Consider the following 16,903-nt stretch of genomic DNA (forward strand, 5'->3'; position numbering starts at 1 on the left):
TTCGAAAACGGTTGATGGTAATAAAATCCGGATGTTCATTACCGGAAAGCCAGATATAATGAATATCACGTAGGAGAAGCTTCTCTATTTTGCGGCACGAATAGATATTGTTCATGTAGGCGTAGATAATCACCTTAAGCATCATTTTAGGATGATAAGGACAACGACCGGTTGCTTTATAAAGCTTCTTGAAATTGTCAAGATTGAGATTATCAACAACAGTATTAACTATGCGAACCGGATCGTTCGCTGCTATGTTTTCATCAATTCTTCCGGGAAAAAGAACTGTTTGGTTGGGAATGTAAGGACGAAAATGTAACTTTGCCATAACGAAAAACTTTATGCCTAAAGATACAAAAACTTTGGGTAATAACAAAGCCCGGGCTTGTGAAAGTCTGGGCTTTGTGCATAAAAAAAGGTTGTGCCAGCGTTTTGACACAACCTCTTGACCTTGCACGGGAGGAGAGGCTCGAACTCCCGACACCCGGTTTTGGAGACCGGTGCTCTACCAACTGAGCTACTCCCGTGTTTGCGGCTGCAAAGGTAGTATAAACTTCCGAACCAGCAAATATTAGGGTAAATAAATTTCCAATTATTTTAATTTTTCCCATTCATCGGGCTTAAAACCTACCAGAACGAAGCTGTCTGTCACTACTAACGGGCGTTTCACCAGCTTACCGTTTGTTGCCAGCAATGCGATTTGTTCTTCCTCAGTCATGGAAGGCAGCTTCTCGCTCAGTTTCAGCTCCTTATATACCAAACCGCTTGTGTTGAAGAATTTCTTTATTGGCAATCCACTTCGTGGAATCCATGCTTTCAACTCTTCCACCGTAGGGTTATCTTCCACAATGAGCCGATTAGTGTACTCAATGTTATTTTCGATTAGCCATTTCTTAGCTTTCTGGCATGTACTGCACGCCGGATATTGCAAAAATAAAGGTGTCATACTATATACTATTTATCGATTAATACCTAATACTTATTACTTAATACCTATTACTTAAATTACCATCTGCAAATCCTGATACATAATCCGATAGGCGGCGGCTTTTTTATCTAATGCAAGCGGGTACGCCCGTGAGGAAGAAGGCATCCGGTAGAGTCTCATCGCCCGTCCTTCAAACACAAATTCGGCATAGTCTCCTACTTTCGGTTCTTCCACTTCCAGTTGTGCACGGAGCGTATCCGTTGCCTTCTGTCCGGTGGTGACGATCGCTCTGCATTCGGGCAGTTGGCGGAGTAATGCAGCAATGTCCGTCGGCTGCACCACTTCCAGAAATTTGTCCGAAGCGTTATCCTGCAGACGCCGGATAGATGAGGCTGTATCGAACAGGGCGATTCCTTTTTCATTCAGGAAGTCAATAATCTGTTCCCGGCAGAATGCTTTCCGCGTATCGTTCAGAAAGTGATCTTTATCTCCGAAAAACAAGAGTCCGACAATGCGCCACATATCATTGTTCAGGTTCGGATAATAAAAATCCATCGACCACCGTTTTCTTTGTGGCGGAAAACTTCCCAGCATCAGCAGCTTTGCTTTTGGCGGGAGAAAAGGTTCTAAAGGATGTTTTTCGATTTCAATCTCCATATTGATGTAATTTCCTACAAAAATAACGAATCTATTCTTTTCCCTCAAAATAGTTGTGGAAAAAAACAAATTTAAAAATATTTGGCTATTTTTGCACGGAGATGGTGAAAAACAACTTATTGAAATGCTGTTGAAAACAAGAATAATTATAAGTTGCTGTTTTATAAGCTTGTTATCTTTCTTTGAAGAAGATTGTTATGCTTCACGGCCGGGGTCGAAAGAATGTGTGAAAGTTTCCTCTGCCAGTTTTACGGTAAGGGGGCGGGTCATCGATACCTATGGTGAACCACTTATCGGAGCGACAATCAGAGAGAAAGGCGGAGCGAATGGAACAGTGACAGATGTGGAGGGGAATTTCTTTTTATCCGTTCCGGATAGTGCTGTTCTGCAAATTTCTTTCGTAGGTTACGAGTCTCAGGAAGTCAGTGTAAAGGGTAGGTCAATGCTTGAAATATGTCTGAAAGAAAATATTCTGCTGCTTGACCACGTGATTGTAACTGCTTTGGGGCTTGAAAAGAAAGAATCCTCTTTGGCTTATGCCGTGCAAAAGGTGAGGGGAGAAGAACTGAATCGTGTGAAAGAAGTGAATATGATCACGGCTTTGGCAGGAAAGGCAGCCGGTGTGCAGGTCAGCAAGAACTCTTCCGGCATGGGCGGATCGGCGAAAGTCAGTATCCGTGGGGTACGATCGGTGGCCGGTGATAATCAGCCTCTGTACGTGATAGATGGTGTCCCCATGCTAAATTCTACTTCGGAACAGGCTTATTCGGCTATCGGCGGTACGGCAAATGCCGGCAACCGGGATGGGGGAGACGGAATCTCGAATCTGAATCCGGAGGATGTGGAAAGTATCAGCATCCTGAAAGGAGCTCCTGCCGCAGCCTTGTATGGTAGCCAGGCGGCCAACGGAGTCATTCTTATTACTACAAAGAAAGGAAATACCGTAGGACGGAGGGATATTCATTTCTCTACCGGACTGACTTTTGAAAAGGCTTTCTCTCTGCCCGAAATGCAGAACAGCTACGGAGTAAGTGATGTAACAGACAGTTGGGGAGAAAAAGAAAATCTGACGGTTTACGATAATTTGGGTGACTTTTTCCGTACCGGACTGACGTCGATCACTTCTGTATCCGTCAACTCCGGAAATGACAAGCTGCAAACATATTTCTCCTATGCCAACACCACCGGTCGCGGCATTCTGAATGAAAATAAACTCTCCAAACACAATATCAATCTGAGAGAGACCGCCGTCCTCTTCAACAGCAGGCTGAAACTGGACGGTAACGTGAATGTCATGAAGCAGACGGTGAAGAATAAACCCGTATCGGGAGGCTTTTATATGAATCCGCTGGTAGGTCTATACCGCTTTCCTCGTGGCGAGGACTTGTCTTATTATAAAGAGAACTATGAACGTTATGACGAGGACAGAAAGCTGAATACACAAAACTGGCATACTTTTACCGAAGACTTTGAACAGAATCCGTATTGGATACAAAACCGCATACAGAGTAAGGATGCACGTATCCGCCTGCTCCTTTCCCTTTCTGCCAATTTGAAAGTCACTGATTGGCTGACACTTCAGGCGCGTGGCAATCTGGATCACTCTGCCGATAAACTGCGTCAGAAATTTTATGCCTCCACCGCTACGGCACTCTGTGGGATGAACGGGCGCTATATTGAAATGGATTATCAGGAAACGCAGATGTACGGAGACGTGATGGCGATGGTCAAGAAGCAACTGAATGACTTCACATTGGACGTAGCCATTGGCGGCAGTATCAATGACAGAATCACTAACTCCACTCGCATTGATTCCAAGAATGCTTCGTTGAAATATGCCAATGTGTTTAATCTTGCCAATATCGTGATGAGCAGTTCTGCCAGTATCGATCAGAAAATAGATGCCCATTACCAACTGCAATCGGTCTTTGCGACGGCACAGATAGGCTATAAAGAAGGAGTCTTCCTTGACCTGACCGCACGTAACGACTGGTCGTCTACGCTGGCTTACACGAAGTACGAGAAGAAAGGATTCTTTTATCCTTCCGCCGGTGTCTCTTTCCTTCCGGATAAGTGGGTAAAGATGCCCGAATGGGTTTCGTTCTCGAAGTTGCGCGGTGCTTATAGTATCGTAGGCAACGGTGTGCCTCCTTTTATCACCTATCCTGTTTCGTATGTGACTGCCGGTGGAGAGATACTGGCAAGCGATGCGGCCCCTTTCGCCGAGATGAAACCGGAAATGACGCATTCCGTCGAATTGGGTATGGAGTGGAAGTTTTTGCAGCACCGCCTCGGATTGAATCTGACCTATTACCGTACCGACACGTATGAGCAGTTTTTCAAACTGCCTGCGCTTGCGGGCGATAAGTATGCCTATCGATACGTCAATGCCGGAGATATCCGGAATCAGGGATGGGAGATAACGCTGGATGCCACTCCGGTACTGACCCCCGACTTTACGTGGAAAACCTCTCTCAACTTCTCTGCCAATAAGAATAAGATTGTAGAACTCCATGAAGAACTGAAAGAATTTGTTTACGGACCTACCAGCTTCTCGTCCAGTTATGCGATGAAACTGGTGAAAGGCGGCTCTATCGGCGACATTTACGGTAAAGCCTTTATACGTGATGAAGAAGGGCACATCGTTTATGGAACGGACGGAGACTATAAAGGACTTCCGTTGGTCGAAGGCGACGGAAATACCGTAAAGGTGGGCAATGCCAATCCGGTCTTTATGTTGGGGTGGAATCATTCCTTCTCCTACAAAGGTTTCAGCCTTTACTTCCTGCTTGACTGGCGCTATGGAGGTGAAATCCTTTCACAGACCCAAGCGGAGATGGACCTCTATGGAGTATCGAAAGCGACGGCACAAGCCCGTGATAAAGGATATGTTTCGCTGGAAGGTCAGCAGATAAGCGATGTCAAAGGATTCTATAAAAATGTAGTGGGCGGACGCGCCGGTGTGACGGAATACTATATGTATGACGCTACCAACCTCCGTCTGCGGGAAGTATCGCTGAGTTATAGCTTCCCCCGAAAATGGGTACAGAAAACGAATTGTCTGAAAGACCTGCAACTTTCTTTTGTAGCCCGCAACCTTTGTTTCCTGTACAAGAAAGCGCCTTTCGATCCCGATCTGGTACTTTCTACGGGCAATGACAATCAGGGAATTGAAGTGTTCGGTATGCCTACCACCCGCAGTCTGGGCTTTACTTTGACATGTGAATTTTAAGAGCAGGAGGGAAGATGATGAAGAAAAAACATATTTATATATACTTGCTGGGGATTCTGCTGCTTTCTGTTGGCTGTACAGGAAAATTCCGTGAATTTAATACCGACCAGTCGGGAATTACGGACGATGATTTGCTGATTGACGACAATGGCTTCGGTATTCGTCTGGGGATTATCCAGCAAGGCATTTACTTTAACTATGATTTCGGTAAAGGCAAGAACTGGCCTTTCCAGTTGATACAGAATCTGAACGCGGATATGTTCTCCGGTTATATGCACGACGGCAAACCCTTGAACGGAGGTACGCATAACTCGGATTATAATATGCAGGATGGCTGGAACAGCGCCATGTGGACACATATGTATTCGTATATCTTTCCACAAATCTACCAGTCGGAGAATGCCACCCGTGATACGGAACCTGCCTTGTTCGGCATTACCAAAGTGCTGAAAGTGGAAGTCATGCACCGTGTGACAGATTATTACGGCCCTGTTATTTATAAGAATTTCGCGAATGCCCAGAATCAATATCGCCCTGATACGCAGAAAGAAGTCTACTATGAGTTCTTTAATGAACTCGATTCGGCTGTTGTCTCTCTTGCCGATTATATAGACAAGAAGCCCGACTCCAATGGATTCACCCGCTTTGATATCTTGCTGGATGGTCAATATTCCTCCTGGATCAAGTTTGCCAATTCGTTGCGTATGCGTCTGGCAATGCGTATTTCTGCGGTTGATCCGGATAAGGCGCGCGCCGAGTTCCGGAAGGGACTGGAAAATGAATTTGGTGTCTTTGAAGCGGAAGCTGAACGGGTAGCAGTCTCTACGAAATCCGGATTCACGAACCCGTTGGGAGAGCTCAACCGGGTATGGAATGAAACTTATATGAGCGCTACAATGGAATCTATTCTGACAGGCTACGATGATCCCCGACTGAAAGTTTACTTTGAAACCTGTACCGACAAAGCGTATGCAGGAGAGTACCGCGGCATCCGTCAGGGAACCTGCTTTGCGCATAATCATTATGCAGGCTTATCCAAATTGTCCGTCGATCAGAGTACGGATGCCCCTTTGATGAGCTCCGCCGAAGTCTGGTTTCTCCGTGCCGAAGCTGCTTTGCGCGGATGGATTCCGGAAGATGAAGAAGAATGTTATCTGAACGGAATAAAGGCGTCTCTTCATCAACACGGCATTTATCAGATGGACGATTATCTGAACAGTGAGCGGACGGCTGCCGATTTCATCGACACACAAGACTCCGAAAATAACATTCCTGCCCGTTGCCGGGTTTCTCCTAAATGGAATCCCGCAGACGACAAGGAAATAAAGCTGGAAAAGATCATTACGCAGAAATGGATTGCCTTATTCCCGGAAGGTTGCGAGGCATGGGCGGAACAGCGCCGCACGGGATATCCCCGCCTGTTTCCGGTACGCTTCAACCATAGCAAGAACGGATGTATTGACACAGAGACAATGGTACGTCGTCTCAACTTTCCCGGTACGCTGCAAACCGAAGACAGAGAGCAATACCTGGCTCTTGTGGAGGCTCTGGGCGGGCCCGATCATGGAGGTACCCGATTGTGGTGGGATACAGGAAATAATAGTCTGGATTAAAATTTTAGTGTCGGAATGTGAATATATGTATAGGTTTAACTATTTTTGCACCTTCATTTAAACACATTTGTCATGAAAAAGATCATTTCTGCTCTTTTCCTATGTATGCTGTTTTCTGCCGTACCGGAATTGCAGGCACAAAACATTCAGTTACATTATGATTTCGGACGTTCCCTGTATGATAAAGACTTGAAAGGACGCCCGCTGTTGACCTCCACTGTCGAGAAGTTTCATCCCGACAACTGGGGAAGTACCTACTTCTTTATCGATATGGACTATACGTCCGAAGGAGTCGCTTCCGCTTACTGGGAGATAGCCCGTGAACTGAAATTCTGGAAAGGTCCTTTCTCCGCCCATCTCGAATACAATGGCGGACTGGCGAAAGGATTTTCCTACAACAACGCTTACCTGGCGGGAGCCACCTATACCTATAATAACGCTTCTTTCTCCAGAGGCTTCACATTGACAGCCATGTACAAATATATACAAAAGCACCCATCCCCGAATAACTTCCAGTTGACAGGAACATGGTACATGAACTTTTGCAAGGATTTGCTCACCTTCTCCGGTTTTGCCGACTGGTGGCGTGAAGAAACCAAGTATGGAAAAACCATTTTCCTCTCCGAACCACAATTCTGGGTAAACCTGAACCGCATCAAGGGAGTGAATAAAAACTTTAACCTGAGTGTCGGTTCCGAAGTGGAACTGAGCAATAACTTCGGTGGTCGTGACGGCTTCTATGTAATTCCGACACTGGCTTTGAAGTGGACGCTGAACTAAACTTCGAAGTACGAAATTCCCCAACGGATATACATCAATTATTGAATAAAAATATCGAATGAAAACAGATTTGATCTATGGCGTAGAAGACCGCCCCCCATTTAAAGATGCCCTGTTTGCTGCCTTGCAACATCTGCTGGCTATCTTTGTAGCCATCATTACACCTCCTCTTATCATTGCGAGCGCACTGAAGCTGGATGTTGAAAAAACAAGCTTTCTGGTGTCTATGTCCCTTTTTGCTTCGGGGGTATCTACGTTTATACAATGCCGTCGTATCGGCCCGATAGGAGCGAAGCTGCTCTGTATCCAAGGTACCAGTTTCTCCTTTATCGGTCCTATCATAGCGACCGGATTAGTAGGCGGACTTCCGTTGATATTCGGCTCCTGTATAGCTGCCGCACCTATTGAAATGGTCGTCAGCCGTACCTTCAAGTATCTTCGCAATATCATCACTCCGCTAGTGTCCGGCATTGTCGTACTACTAATCGGATTGAGTCTGATCAAAGTCGGTATCGTTTCCTGTGGCGGCGGATATAGCGCGATGGACGATGGCTCCTTCGGTTCGTGGGAAAATCTGTCTATTGCGGCACTCGTACTGTTGAGCGTCTTGTTTTTCAATCGCTGTAAAAACAAATACCTGCGCATGAGTTCCATCGTGATCGGCCTGTGCCTAGGTTATGGACTGGCTTTCGCCTTGGGAAAAGTAAATATGAGCGCACTAAATGTCGAGATGCTGATGAGTTTCAACATCCCGCAACCTTTCAAATACGGTATTGATTTTAATATATCTTCATTTATCGCCATTGGTCTGGTCTATCTGATCACCGCCATTGAAGCCACAGGCGATGTGACAGCCAACTCCATGATTTCTGGACTGCCGATTGAAGGTGATTCTTATCTGAAACGTGTTTCCGGCGGTGTGATGGCAGATGGCTTCAACTCTCTTTTAGCAGGTATATTCAACTCCTTCCCGAACTCCATCTTCGCACAGAATAACGGTATCATCCAATTAACAGGAGTTGCCAGCCGCTATGTAGGCTATTATATTGCCGCTATGCTCGTTCTGCTGGGATTATTCCCCATTGTAGGAGCTATATTCTCTCTGATGCCCGATCCGGTACTGGGAGGCGCCACCTTATTAATGTTCGGTACAGTAGCGGCAGCAGGTATCCGCATCGTTTCCTCACAGGAAATAGGCCGCAAAGAAACCCTAGTCTTAGCAGTCAGCCTATCTTTAGGTTTGGGTGTGGAACTAATGCCGGACGTATTAAAACAAGCTCCAGAGGCGATTCGAAGTATTTTCTCTTCAGGAATCACCACCGGAGGTTTAACTGCAATTGTTGCTAATATGGTAATTAGAGTGAAGTAATAAGTATTAAGTAATAGGTAATAAGTAATAGGTATTAAGTATTAAGCCATGCGGATAAACTAACCAGTAGCTACGGTTATTACCTATTACCTAATACCTATTACTTATTTCTAAATTACTCATTTTATCTGTAATCCGAAAGGGGAAATCTGGATACTCGTAGAGGCTGAAACGAGGTTCGGTTTCCCCTTTTGTATAGCTCCAGATAGAAGCGTAGTCTTCCGGGTCTTCCCCCATCTTGCTGAGTTGGCGTAGATAAGCTGCCAGTGATTTATTCTCTACGATATAGATTTGTCCCATCTGATTGATAATAGGGCTATGGTGACGGGTACCGTCATGTTCGAAGCGAAGAATTCGTTTGCCTTCCTCAGTCAATCCTACCAATTGGAAAGTCATACTCTTGCCGATAGCAGGCAGATTCAGTATACTGCGGTCGGTAGCAAGGAAAGGCAGATGATGCTTTCTCATGAACCGTCTTATTTGTTTGGCGGTGTCAGCATCTTCTTTCGGTTTTTCTTCATTTATACCTGCACTGACTTTGGTTTCCAGTATTTTATACAGTTCTTCCGCCTGTTCCGGAGTCATCTGTCCGTAAATCTTTTCTTCCTGCTGTTCCTGCATTGAGCGACTGTTGGGTGCAAACACCGCATAATTCTCATTAAATCCCTTCACCGAGAACGTATAATAACATACCACTCCCAGTGAATTGAGTACCTGGCGAAGCCGCGTAGTATGTCCTCTGCGTGAGGCAGCCACCGTATATACCAACTGGTTCGTAATAATCCATCCGGCAGAAAGAATTTTCCGAATCGCCTCTTTTGCTTCGGGCGTCACCTCCAGCGGTGTCTGAAAATGGGTCTGAATGATAAACTGCTTGACGCCAACAGCTGAAGCCTTTTCCTTAAACTCCCGCAATATGTCAACCAACTCGTCATTAATACGCATCGGCAAATAAGCCAATAAACGAGAACCCAGTCTCACCCGTTGCAATTCTGCATATTTCTCACCTTCCGGACGTTCAAGATTTGCTCTTTGCTTGCGTACCGCCATACGATACACCGCTTCTAATATATTCTTCAACGTCTTATTCTGACTCATCAGCGCATCGCCTCCCGTAATCAGAATATCGCGTAACTGCGTATCCTGTTCAAAATAAGTCATCAAACGTCGCAACTTACTGTCCCACGACTCCTTCGGTCGTAACGTCTCAAACTCAAAATTCAGCCGTTCACTCTGAAAGTCATACATACGCTGGCAAGATGCACAAAGGCCTCCACAAGCCCGTCCCATCGTATCAGGAATAAGGATAGCCACCTCCGGATACCGTCGGTGAATATTATGTCCGTCCGGCAAGAGCCATCCGGCAGCATTCGGCTTTCCTGCCTCCACAATATCTTCCTTCTCCCATGCACGAATATTGCCATACGTCTCCACTAATCGTGGCGAATAAAGTATATAACTCCGAATCGCTTCATCATTATACCCATACCCCGTCACATTCAGCAACGACAAATAATAAGGCGTAGCAAAGAACGGCATTCCCTTTTTACGTGCCCGATTCAGCAAATACATCGTCTCCGACGAAAGTGAATTTCCTAAAAAGCGATTCAACTCAGCCGGACTTTTCACAGCCATCGACAAATGAAAGCGGAAATCTCCCCACCATTTGCTTACCAACTGATACTTCTCCTCATAACTCATCCCTTCCTCAAAATGAAACCGCACCGAAGGCTTCGACTTCCGGTTCTCAATCTTCTGAATCAGCAGATGCAGCATCCGTTCCTTATTCTCATCACGCATCTCCCGCACTTCCTCATCCAATCCGGTATCCCACCGGTCATTCCGGCTCTTGATGCGCTGCGGAGACGTCAAAGGAACACTTTCCCCTTGCAAACGTTTGAACAACTGGAACAATTCTAGAAACAAATCCGTCGGCATCTCTATATTCTCCAACTTCTCTGTCAGAAACTGATAAAGCAACCGTATCGTCTGTACCGAAATATCCTGTCCCGTAGACAGTTCATGAACATCCTGTCCATCATACTGGAGTAAGAGTCGAATTTGCTCCCTTGCCTCTTCCGCAACCTCATTAACCATCCCGCAACTATCCAGATGTTTTAGCAGACCAGCCTTAAAGTCCTCCACTGTCGGACTCACCGCCGCCATCTCCACCAACTCCGGCATCTCCTGCGTGTAGATTTGTTTCAACTGCGAAAAAGTAAGTACAAGCATTTTCTTTTGTTTCATAAGCATCCTCTATATTATTATATTATTTATTGATTAGTAACGACCTATCCCTCCGCAAGGTTCCCCCGGCCTCGACTGCCCGGCGTCAAGCGCAGGTCTTATTTACGGCGTTAAAAAGGGCAGACTGTTTGAGCGAAGCGAGTTTCTGCCCTTTAGCCGGAAATGAGACCGGAGTAGCCGGGCAGGCGCAGCCTTGATTTTTTCTTTTTGGTACTTTTTCTTTTGCATCAAGGCAAAAGAAAAAGTACATAAAGATAATAAAAAAAGCGGAAGTATGCCACTCCCGCTTTTCCTGCTATGCTATTCTTTACGATTTTCTAACATTTACGCGACCTTATTTTTTCGTTTCCGTGTCGTCGTTCTTTCTTTTCGGTTCCTTTTTGGCGAGGAGTACTATATTATATACATAGTCCGTCATCCACTGTTCCGAATACCCCAGACGTTCCTTGTACTGGCGGACAGTCGCCGCAGTCTTGTGCACATCATCAGCCTTCCACACCGTCTTCGTACAAACATCGTGTACCGTCTTCTGCGTCATCCCGTAAAGCGCCTTCTTGAATATAGACGGCATACGGAACTTCCATTGCATCAGATTTCCCATCAGCATCATCAAGTCGTTGGAGAATCCCTGATACATAAACAGATAAGACTGGATATCATTCTGAGTACGGCAATTACGCTTCACGGAGCTGTCGATCTCCTTAAAGAAACTTTCATTCAGTCCGTAGTCCTGCATTAGCATTTTGCGTGAAGCCGACTTTTCTGCCAATCCCAGCTTACCTCCCTGCGTAGGAATCTTGAACAAACGTTTGAAGTTAGCCACATCCGGTAAAAAGCGGATGTTGGTAATACCTAAGTTAGTAGCGATGACTGACTGGAAATAAACCCGGGTCAGTGATATGAAATCTTCTACATTGCCGACTTTTGTTTCATCGGATTTCTTTTTGAATAAACCAAATAAGCCCATCGTTATATTTACTATTTTATAATTTACAATTTACAAATCGTGTGTGGAGATTTTAATGAGCCGCAAAGGTACGAAAAAGTGTTGGTTTTCACCAACATTCCAAGTCCTTTTCGATGTCCGGCATGGTCTCTTTCCTGAAAACAGGACTTTGGATGCCCGCTTTCTTCTGGGCACGATAGTCCGAGAGCAGGCGGATGGCATACTTTCCGAGAAAGATAATGGCGATCAGGTTGCAGACAGCCATCAGAGCCATAGTGATGTCCGCCAGACTCCATACCAAATCGAGCGTGGCGACAGACCCGAAAAGTACCATGCCGCTGACCAATATCCGGTAGGTGTGGAGCACCCATTTCTTTGCGGTGATGAAACGGATATTCGCTTCGCCGTAATAATAATTTCCCAAGATACTGCTGAATGCGAAGAAGAACAACGCTACGGCAACAAAGATGCTTCCGGAAGCACCGATCTCATTCGTGAGTGCCTGTTGGGTTAGTTGCACCCCATTGGAGGAACCGTCCAAAGGAGCACCGCTGAAAAGAATGATAAATGCCGTACAGGTGCAAATTAATAAAGTATCGGTAAATACTGCCAGCGTCTGTATCAACCCCTGTTTGACAGGATGAGTGACGTTGGCCGTCGCTGCTGCATTCGGAGCCGAACCCATACCGGCCTCATTGCTGAATAATCCACGCTTGATACCCTGCATCAGCGCCATGCCGACACCTCCGCCCAATGCCTGTTCCCAGCCGAAGGCATGGCTAATGATGAGAGATATCACTTCCGGCAGATGCGTGATATTAAGTAATACGATGACCAGTGCCAGCCCTACATATCCTAATGCCATAACCGGGACGATAATGCTGCTTACACGCGCTATCCGGCGGATACCACCGAAGATGATGACAAGAGTCAGAGCGGTAAGCACTCCTCCCAACACCATATGATTGAATCCGAACGCATGTTCGGCAGCAGCACAAATCGTATTGCTTTGTACTGAATTGAAAGCAAAACCGAAAGTAATGCTGATGAGCACAGCGAAAAGCATCCCCATCCACGGCTGTTTCAATCCCTTCTTCATATAATAAGCCGGGCCTCCGACAAAAGAGTCCTTCCCGCGTATCTTATATAACTGTGCCAGGGTAGATTCGATAAAAGCGCTCGAAGCTCCCAGCAGGGCGATCACCCACATCCAGAAAACAGCTCCCGGTCCGCCGATGGCGATGGCGGTGGCCACCCCTGCCAAGTTGCCCGTACCCACACGGCTGGCAATCGTAATAGCGAATGCCTGAAAAGATGAAACATGTTTCTCGCCCTGTTTTCCTTTTCCGGCGGACTCGCTGAGTAATACAATCATTTCGCGAAGCATACGGAACTGTACGAACCGCGTTCGGATGCTGAACCAGACGGCACAGCCCAGTAACATGATAATCAGGATGTATGTCCAGAGTATATCATTTATTTCATTGATAAAGTTCATAGTTAGGTTTTTGAAAAGAATAAATCGTAGTATATCACTCGTTTTTCATTCGGAAATAAAATTTATGATTTTCGAATACGGGCTCTACTATATCATACCGAACAAATTTGGCAAGCAGATGTTCGGCGGCACGTCGGGAAATACCGGTCTGCCGACAATACCGGTTGAGTGAAAGTAGCGTTCCCTGTTCCAGCAGGTCGAGCAGGAGTTGTTCGCGTTCCGTATAGCGGATCAGTTCTCCCCGCGGGCTGCCACTTTGTTGCCATACACGCAGGTGGATAGGGGTAGCCAGTATATTCTCATCCTTGATGCGGAGATAGGCGAGAGGCTTTCCGTTTTCGTCTTTCGCATAGACAGGCTTGTGCGGATTCTCTTCGATGGTGGCTACTAATACCTGTTTGCCTTCCACGATATATGTTTGTAAAGTATAATCTATCTCCGGGATGCAATAAAGTTGTGCGGCTGCTTCAATCATATATTTTTCCTCTTCAGATCGTACGCCGGCTATTCGTCCATTGTCTTTCACGCCGATCAATAGCCGTCCTCCGTCGGTATTGGCAAAAGCCGACAGCGTTTTGGCAATCTTGCGTGCGTCGGAAATTTCGAATTTGAAGTCCTGTTGCTGATGCTCTCCTTCAGCTATCAAAGTATGTATGTAATCCGTATCAGTAAGCGTTTTCATGGCTACAAAGGTAGGGAAAAATGGTGAAAAGCCCTTTTTTTAGCTTATTTTCGCAGATAAATTCAAAAAAAATATTGTTTTTATGCGTTTATTTCGGGAAACAGTGTATTTTTGCGACACATTATTAACGAAAAAAATAAAAGGATTATGAAAGAATTGGTAGAAAAAGTAGCAGCTCTGTATGCTGACTTCTCAAAAGATGCTAACGCTCAGATTGAAAACGGTAACAAAGCAGCAGGAACTCGTGCTCGTAAGGCTTCTTTGGAAATCGAAAAAGCAATGAAAGAATTCCGTAAAGCATCTTTGGAAGCTTCTAAAAACTAAGAAATAGAAGTCTACTAAGATATCAGGAAAAAAGAAGAGGATGTGTCGTGAGATGCATCCTCTTCTTCTATTTATACCTCCTTCTCTTTTCTGAAACCCGAAATATCGGACGAATGTGCTATTTTTAAGATTACATTGAAAAACGGTCACTCTAAAAATAACGAACTAGAGAAAAATCTGCATAAATAAATGCAATAATATACGAAAAAAAACCATTCTTTGCATGAAACTACATGAAATATACACCTTTTCAAAACAAAAAAGTATCTTTTGGTTTTAAACCAAGGGGGTGTTTCTTTAAAACCAACACTTCCTTCCTCACCGACCAACCTGTTTTCCGTCGGTAAGGAAGACCTGAAAAAGCTGTTTTTGCTTAATTTTCTTCTAATTGATCCATAAATACCGGGAAAATAAAAGTGTCATTCGGAACTGTTTTTCTTCAGTAAGCGATCAGAATGATCAGTGAAAAAGAATTATACTTCTGATTTGACCGATAAACTCTTTGAATAGTAAAAAAGAGGAATCCTGTATTTGTGAATGATGGCATTTTTATGCCTTTCTTTAAAGTGGGATACAATTATGCCCTTCTTTCACTGTTTAAATATTCCTTTTTTAAGAAAGGTCCTTTTTTAGTGATCAATAGATGTCGCTATATGTGAAAAGTTATTCATGGTAATTTGAATAAATGAACTCAATCTTTCCCTATTTGTTGTTTCGTTTTTCGGTGATACTGATTTTCGGAGTGTCTTATTCTGAAAATTGGTCGTGTATATGCGTATTAGGCAATTATAGTTGCTGAAATATGTGTATATTTATTGTGTAATATTTAATACTGAGTACAATGTTAAAAGTAGTAGCATTTATGAAGCAAGTAGCCGAAGAGCTACGGATGGGGGGAAACTTTGGTACGGCGCACGTATATCGCAGCAGCACCAATGCCATCATTGCTTATTGTGGGGAAGGGGATTTTTCTTTTGACGAGGTCACCCCGGAGTGGTTGAAAGGTTTCGAGATACACCTTCGTGGGAAGGGATGTAGCTGGAACACCGTTTCCACTTATCTAAGAACATTTCGTGCGGTGTACAATCGTGCCGTCAACAGTAGGATGGTCGTTTATACGCCCCATCTGTTCCGCTCTGTTTATACGGGCACGCGTGCGGACCATAAGAGGGCATTGTGTGATGAAGATATGAAGAAGGTATTCACCAGACTGCCTTCATCTTCCGCCATACCTCTTGCCGTGAGACGTGCGCAGGACATGTTCGTGCTGATGTTCTTGCTTCGTGGTCTGCCGTTTGTCGATCTCGCTTATCTGCGCAAAAGTGATTTGAGAGATAATGTGATCACTTACCGCAGGCGGAAGACAGGCCGGCCCTTGTCGGTGACGCTTACTCCGGAAGCGCTCGAACTATTAAAGAAGTATATGAACCGCGACAGCCATTCGCCCTATCTCTTCTCACTGTTGAAAAGCGGAGAGGGAACAAAGGAGGCCTACAGGGAATATCAGTTGGCATTGCGCAGCTTCAACCAGCAGCTCACGCTCTTGGGGGAGGTATTGGGACTGAACGATAAACTGAGTTCATACACCGCCCGCCATACATGGGCTACAACAGCTTATTATTGCGAAATTCATCCGGGTATTATCTCCGAAGCTATGGGGCACTCGTCCATCAAGGTGACCGAGACTTATCTAAAACCTTTCCGTAATAAGAAAATTGATGAGGCTAATAATCAGATTATTGATTTTGTAAAACATTCAATAGCTGGAGTAGTAGCTTGAAAATGAATCTGTTACTTTCTAGGTAACGGAGCTAAATAGCGTTGCAAAGATGGATATATTTTGGAAAACATGCAAACAAAAAAGATATTTTTTCTGATAAACTACTAAAAAAAGAGAAATAATACGATAAAACAACGGATTTCTTTCTGTTAGGGACCTGTTAACCTCTGATCAAGATACAAAGAATTTCCTCCCCTCTGCCGCATGTCTGAAGCAGGGGTAAATATGTTTCACTGTAAAATAGTCTGGTTTTTCATATAGATAGCTCCACAGGAGTCAGGACAAAGGTTTACCCGTTACCTAGAAAGTAACGGGTAAAGGCTGTTTGGCCCGTATGCTTCATAGTGTATTATATAAGGGAAATAAAGGTTGAATGAATTAAGAAAAGGAGGTCGCACGAGAAATGAACGGAACAACACATGGGATTTAAAATCAAAAGTGAGAAATTATATTTTTATTATTTTTTTAATTTATAAATTAAAAGTTTTTATTATGAACAAAAAGTTTTAAATGCTGTCCTGTTTGGAGCGCTGATAGCGTCCTCGGCAGGTACATTTACTTCTTGTAAAGACTACGATGACGACATCAAGAGTCTGCAGGAACAAATTGACAAAAGCGGAAGCACCGTTGGCGATCTTCAGACTCAGCTGACAACGCTGAAGAGTGCTGCAGAAGCTGCACAGGCTGCTGCTGATGCTGCAAAGACAGCTGCTGCAGAAGCTAAGACTGCCGCAGAAGCTGCAAAAACTGCCGGCGACCAGGCTGCTGCCGATGCTGCTACAGCGAAAGCGCTGGCAGAAGAAGCGAAAGCTGCCGCTGCGCAAGCAAAAGCAGATGCGATAGCGGA

14 protein-coding genes and 1 tRNA gene are annotated in these 16,903 nt (G+C 44.9%); 7 read left to right on the forward strand and 8 right to left on the reverse strand.

The genetic code is table 11. The features are described 5' to 3' along the window. The 4 genes from HMPREF9007_RS21055 to HMPREF9007_RS21040 all read right to left on the reverse strand — a co-directional run. On the reverse strand, positions 1-328 hold a 328-nt coding region (locus tag HMPREF9007_RS21055; protein WP_008760123.1), incomplete at its 3' end, for an IS1182 family transposase. A 126-nt stretch (positions 329-454) separates the two neighbouring features. Next, positions 455-527, reverse strand: a tRNA-Trp gene (locus HMPREF9007_RS21050). 65 nt (positions 528-592) lie between these two features. After that, on the reverse strand, positions 593-946 hold the full coding sequence (locus HMPREF9007_RS21045) for an arsenate reductase family protein (RefSeq protein WP_008760124.1): 354 nt from the start codon (positions 944-946) through the stop codon (positions 593-595). Positions 947-1,000: 54 nt separating this feature from the next. Then, positions 1,001-1,585: a uracil-DNA glycosylase family protein gene (locus HMPREF9007_RS21040; RefSeq protein ID WP_008760125.1), complete on the reverse strand. Its 585-nt coding sequence runs from the start codon at positions 1,583-1,585 to the stop codon at positions 1,001-1,003. Positions 1,586-1,709: 124 nt separating this feature from the next. Between HMPREF9007_RS21040 and HMPREF9007_RS21035 the strand changes: the two genes are divergently transcribed. The 4 genes from HMPREF9007_RS21035 (at position 1,710) to HMPREF9007_RS21020 (ending at position 8,579) form a co-directional block, all read left to right on the forward strand. Beyond that, positions 1,710-4,817 (forward strand): TonB-dependent receptor, encoded by a 3,108-nt coding sequence (locus HMPREF9007_RS21035; protein ID WP_032850112.1) that lies wholly within the window; start codon positions 1,710-1,712, stop codon positions 4,815-4,817. 17 nt (positions 4,818-4,834) lie between these two features. After that, positions 4,835-6,430, forward strand: coding sequence for a SusD/RagB family nutrient-binding outer membrane lipoprotein (locus HMPREF9007_RS21030; RefSeq protein WP_008760127.1), 1,596 nt, complete (start codon positions 4,835-4,837; stop codon positions 6,428-6,430). A 72-nt stretch (positions 6,431-6,502) separates the two neighbouring features. Continuing rightward, positions 6,503-7,210, forward strand: a complete 708-nt coding sequence (locus HMPREF9007_RS21025) for a DUF5020 family protein (RefSeq protein WP_008760128.1) — start codon at positions 6,503-6,505, stop codon at positions 7,208-7,210. A 58-nt stretch (positions 7,211-7,268) separates the two neighbouring features. Continuing rightward, the gene (locus HMPREF9007_RS21020) at positions 7,269-8,579 is read left to right on the forward strand and encodes a nucleobase:cation symporter-2 family protein (protein ID WP_008760129.1); all 1,311 of its coding nucleotides are present in this window, start codon (positions 7,269-7,271) and stop codon (positions 8,577-8,579) included. Between the two features lie 90 nt (positions 8,580-8,669). On the opposite strand, the gene HMPREF9007_RS21015 is transcribed toward HMPREF9007_RS21020, so the two are convergent. The 4 genes from HMPREF9007_RS21015 to HMPREF9007_RS21000 form a co-directional block, all read right to left on the reverse strand. Next, positions 8,670-10,826, reverse strand: a complete 2,157-nt coding sequence (locus HMPREF9007_RS21015) for a KamA family protein (protein ID WP_008760130.1) — start codon at positions 10,824-10,826, stop codon at positions 8,670-8,672. 334 nt (positions 10,827-11,160) lie between these two features. Next, complete coding sequence (locus tag HMPREF9007_RS21010) at positions 11,161-11,793, reverse strand: hypothetical protein (protein ID WP_008760131.1); 633 nt, start codon at positions 11,791-11,793, stop codon at positions 11,161-11,163. Between the two features lie 88 nt (positions 11,794-11,881). Then, the gene (locus tag HMPREF9007_RS21005) at positions 11,882-13,270 is read right to left on the reverse strand and encodes an alanine/glycine:cation symporter family protein (protein ID WP_008760132.1); all 1,389 of its coding nucleotides are present in this window, start codon (positions 13,268-13,270) and stop codon (positions 11,882-11,884) included. Between the two features lie 34 nt (positions 13,271-13,304). Next, positions 13,305-13,952, reverse strand: a complete 648-nt coding sequence (locus tag HMPREF9007_RS21000) for an ATP-binding protein (RefSeq protein ID WP_008760133.1) — start codon at positions 13,950-13,952, stop codon at positions 13,305-13,307. Between the two features lie 147 nt (positions 13,953-14,099). Between HMPREF9007_RS21000 and HMPREF9007_RS20995 the strand changes: the two genes are divergently transcribed. From HMPREF9007_RS20995 to HMPREF9007_RS27435, 3 genes are all read left to right on the forward strand, one after another. After that, entirely contained in the window at positions 14,100-14,276 is a 177-nt protein-coding gene (locus HMPREF9007_RS20995) for a histone H1 (RefSeq protein ID WP_008760134.1), read from the forward strand. 841 nt (positions 14,277-15,117) lie between these two features. Further along, on the forward strand, positions 15,118-16,056 hold the full coding sequence (locus tag HMPREF9007_RS20990) for a site-specific integrase (RefSeq protein WP_008760135.1): 939 nt from the start codon (positions 15,118-15,120) through the stop codon (positions 16,054-16,056). Positions 16,057-16,719: 663 nt separating this feature from the next. Then, positions 16,720-16,899 (forward strand): hypothetical protein, encoded by a 180-nt coding sequence (locus tag HMPREF9007_RS27435; RefSeq protein WP_277754612.1) that lies wholly within the window; start codon positions 16,720-16,722, stop codon positions 16,897-16,899. Positions 16,900-16,903 lie beyond the last annotated feature (4 nt).

The sequence above is a fragment of the Bacteroides sp. 1_1_14 genome (genome assembly GCF_000162515.1).
Classification (GTDB): domain Bacteria; phylum Bacteroidota; class Bacteroidia; order Bacteroidales; family Bacteroidaceae; genus Bacteroides; species Bacteroides thetaiotaomicron.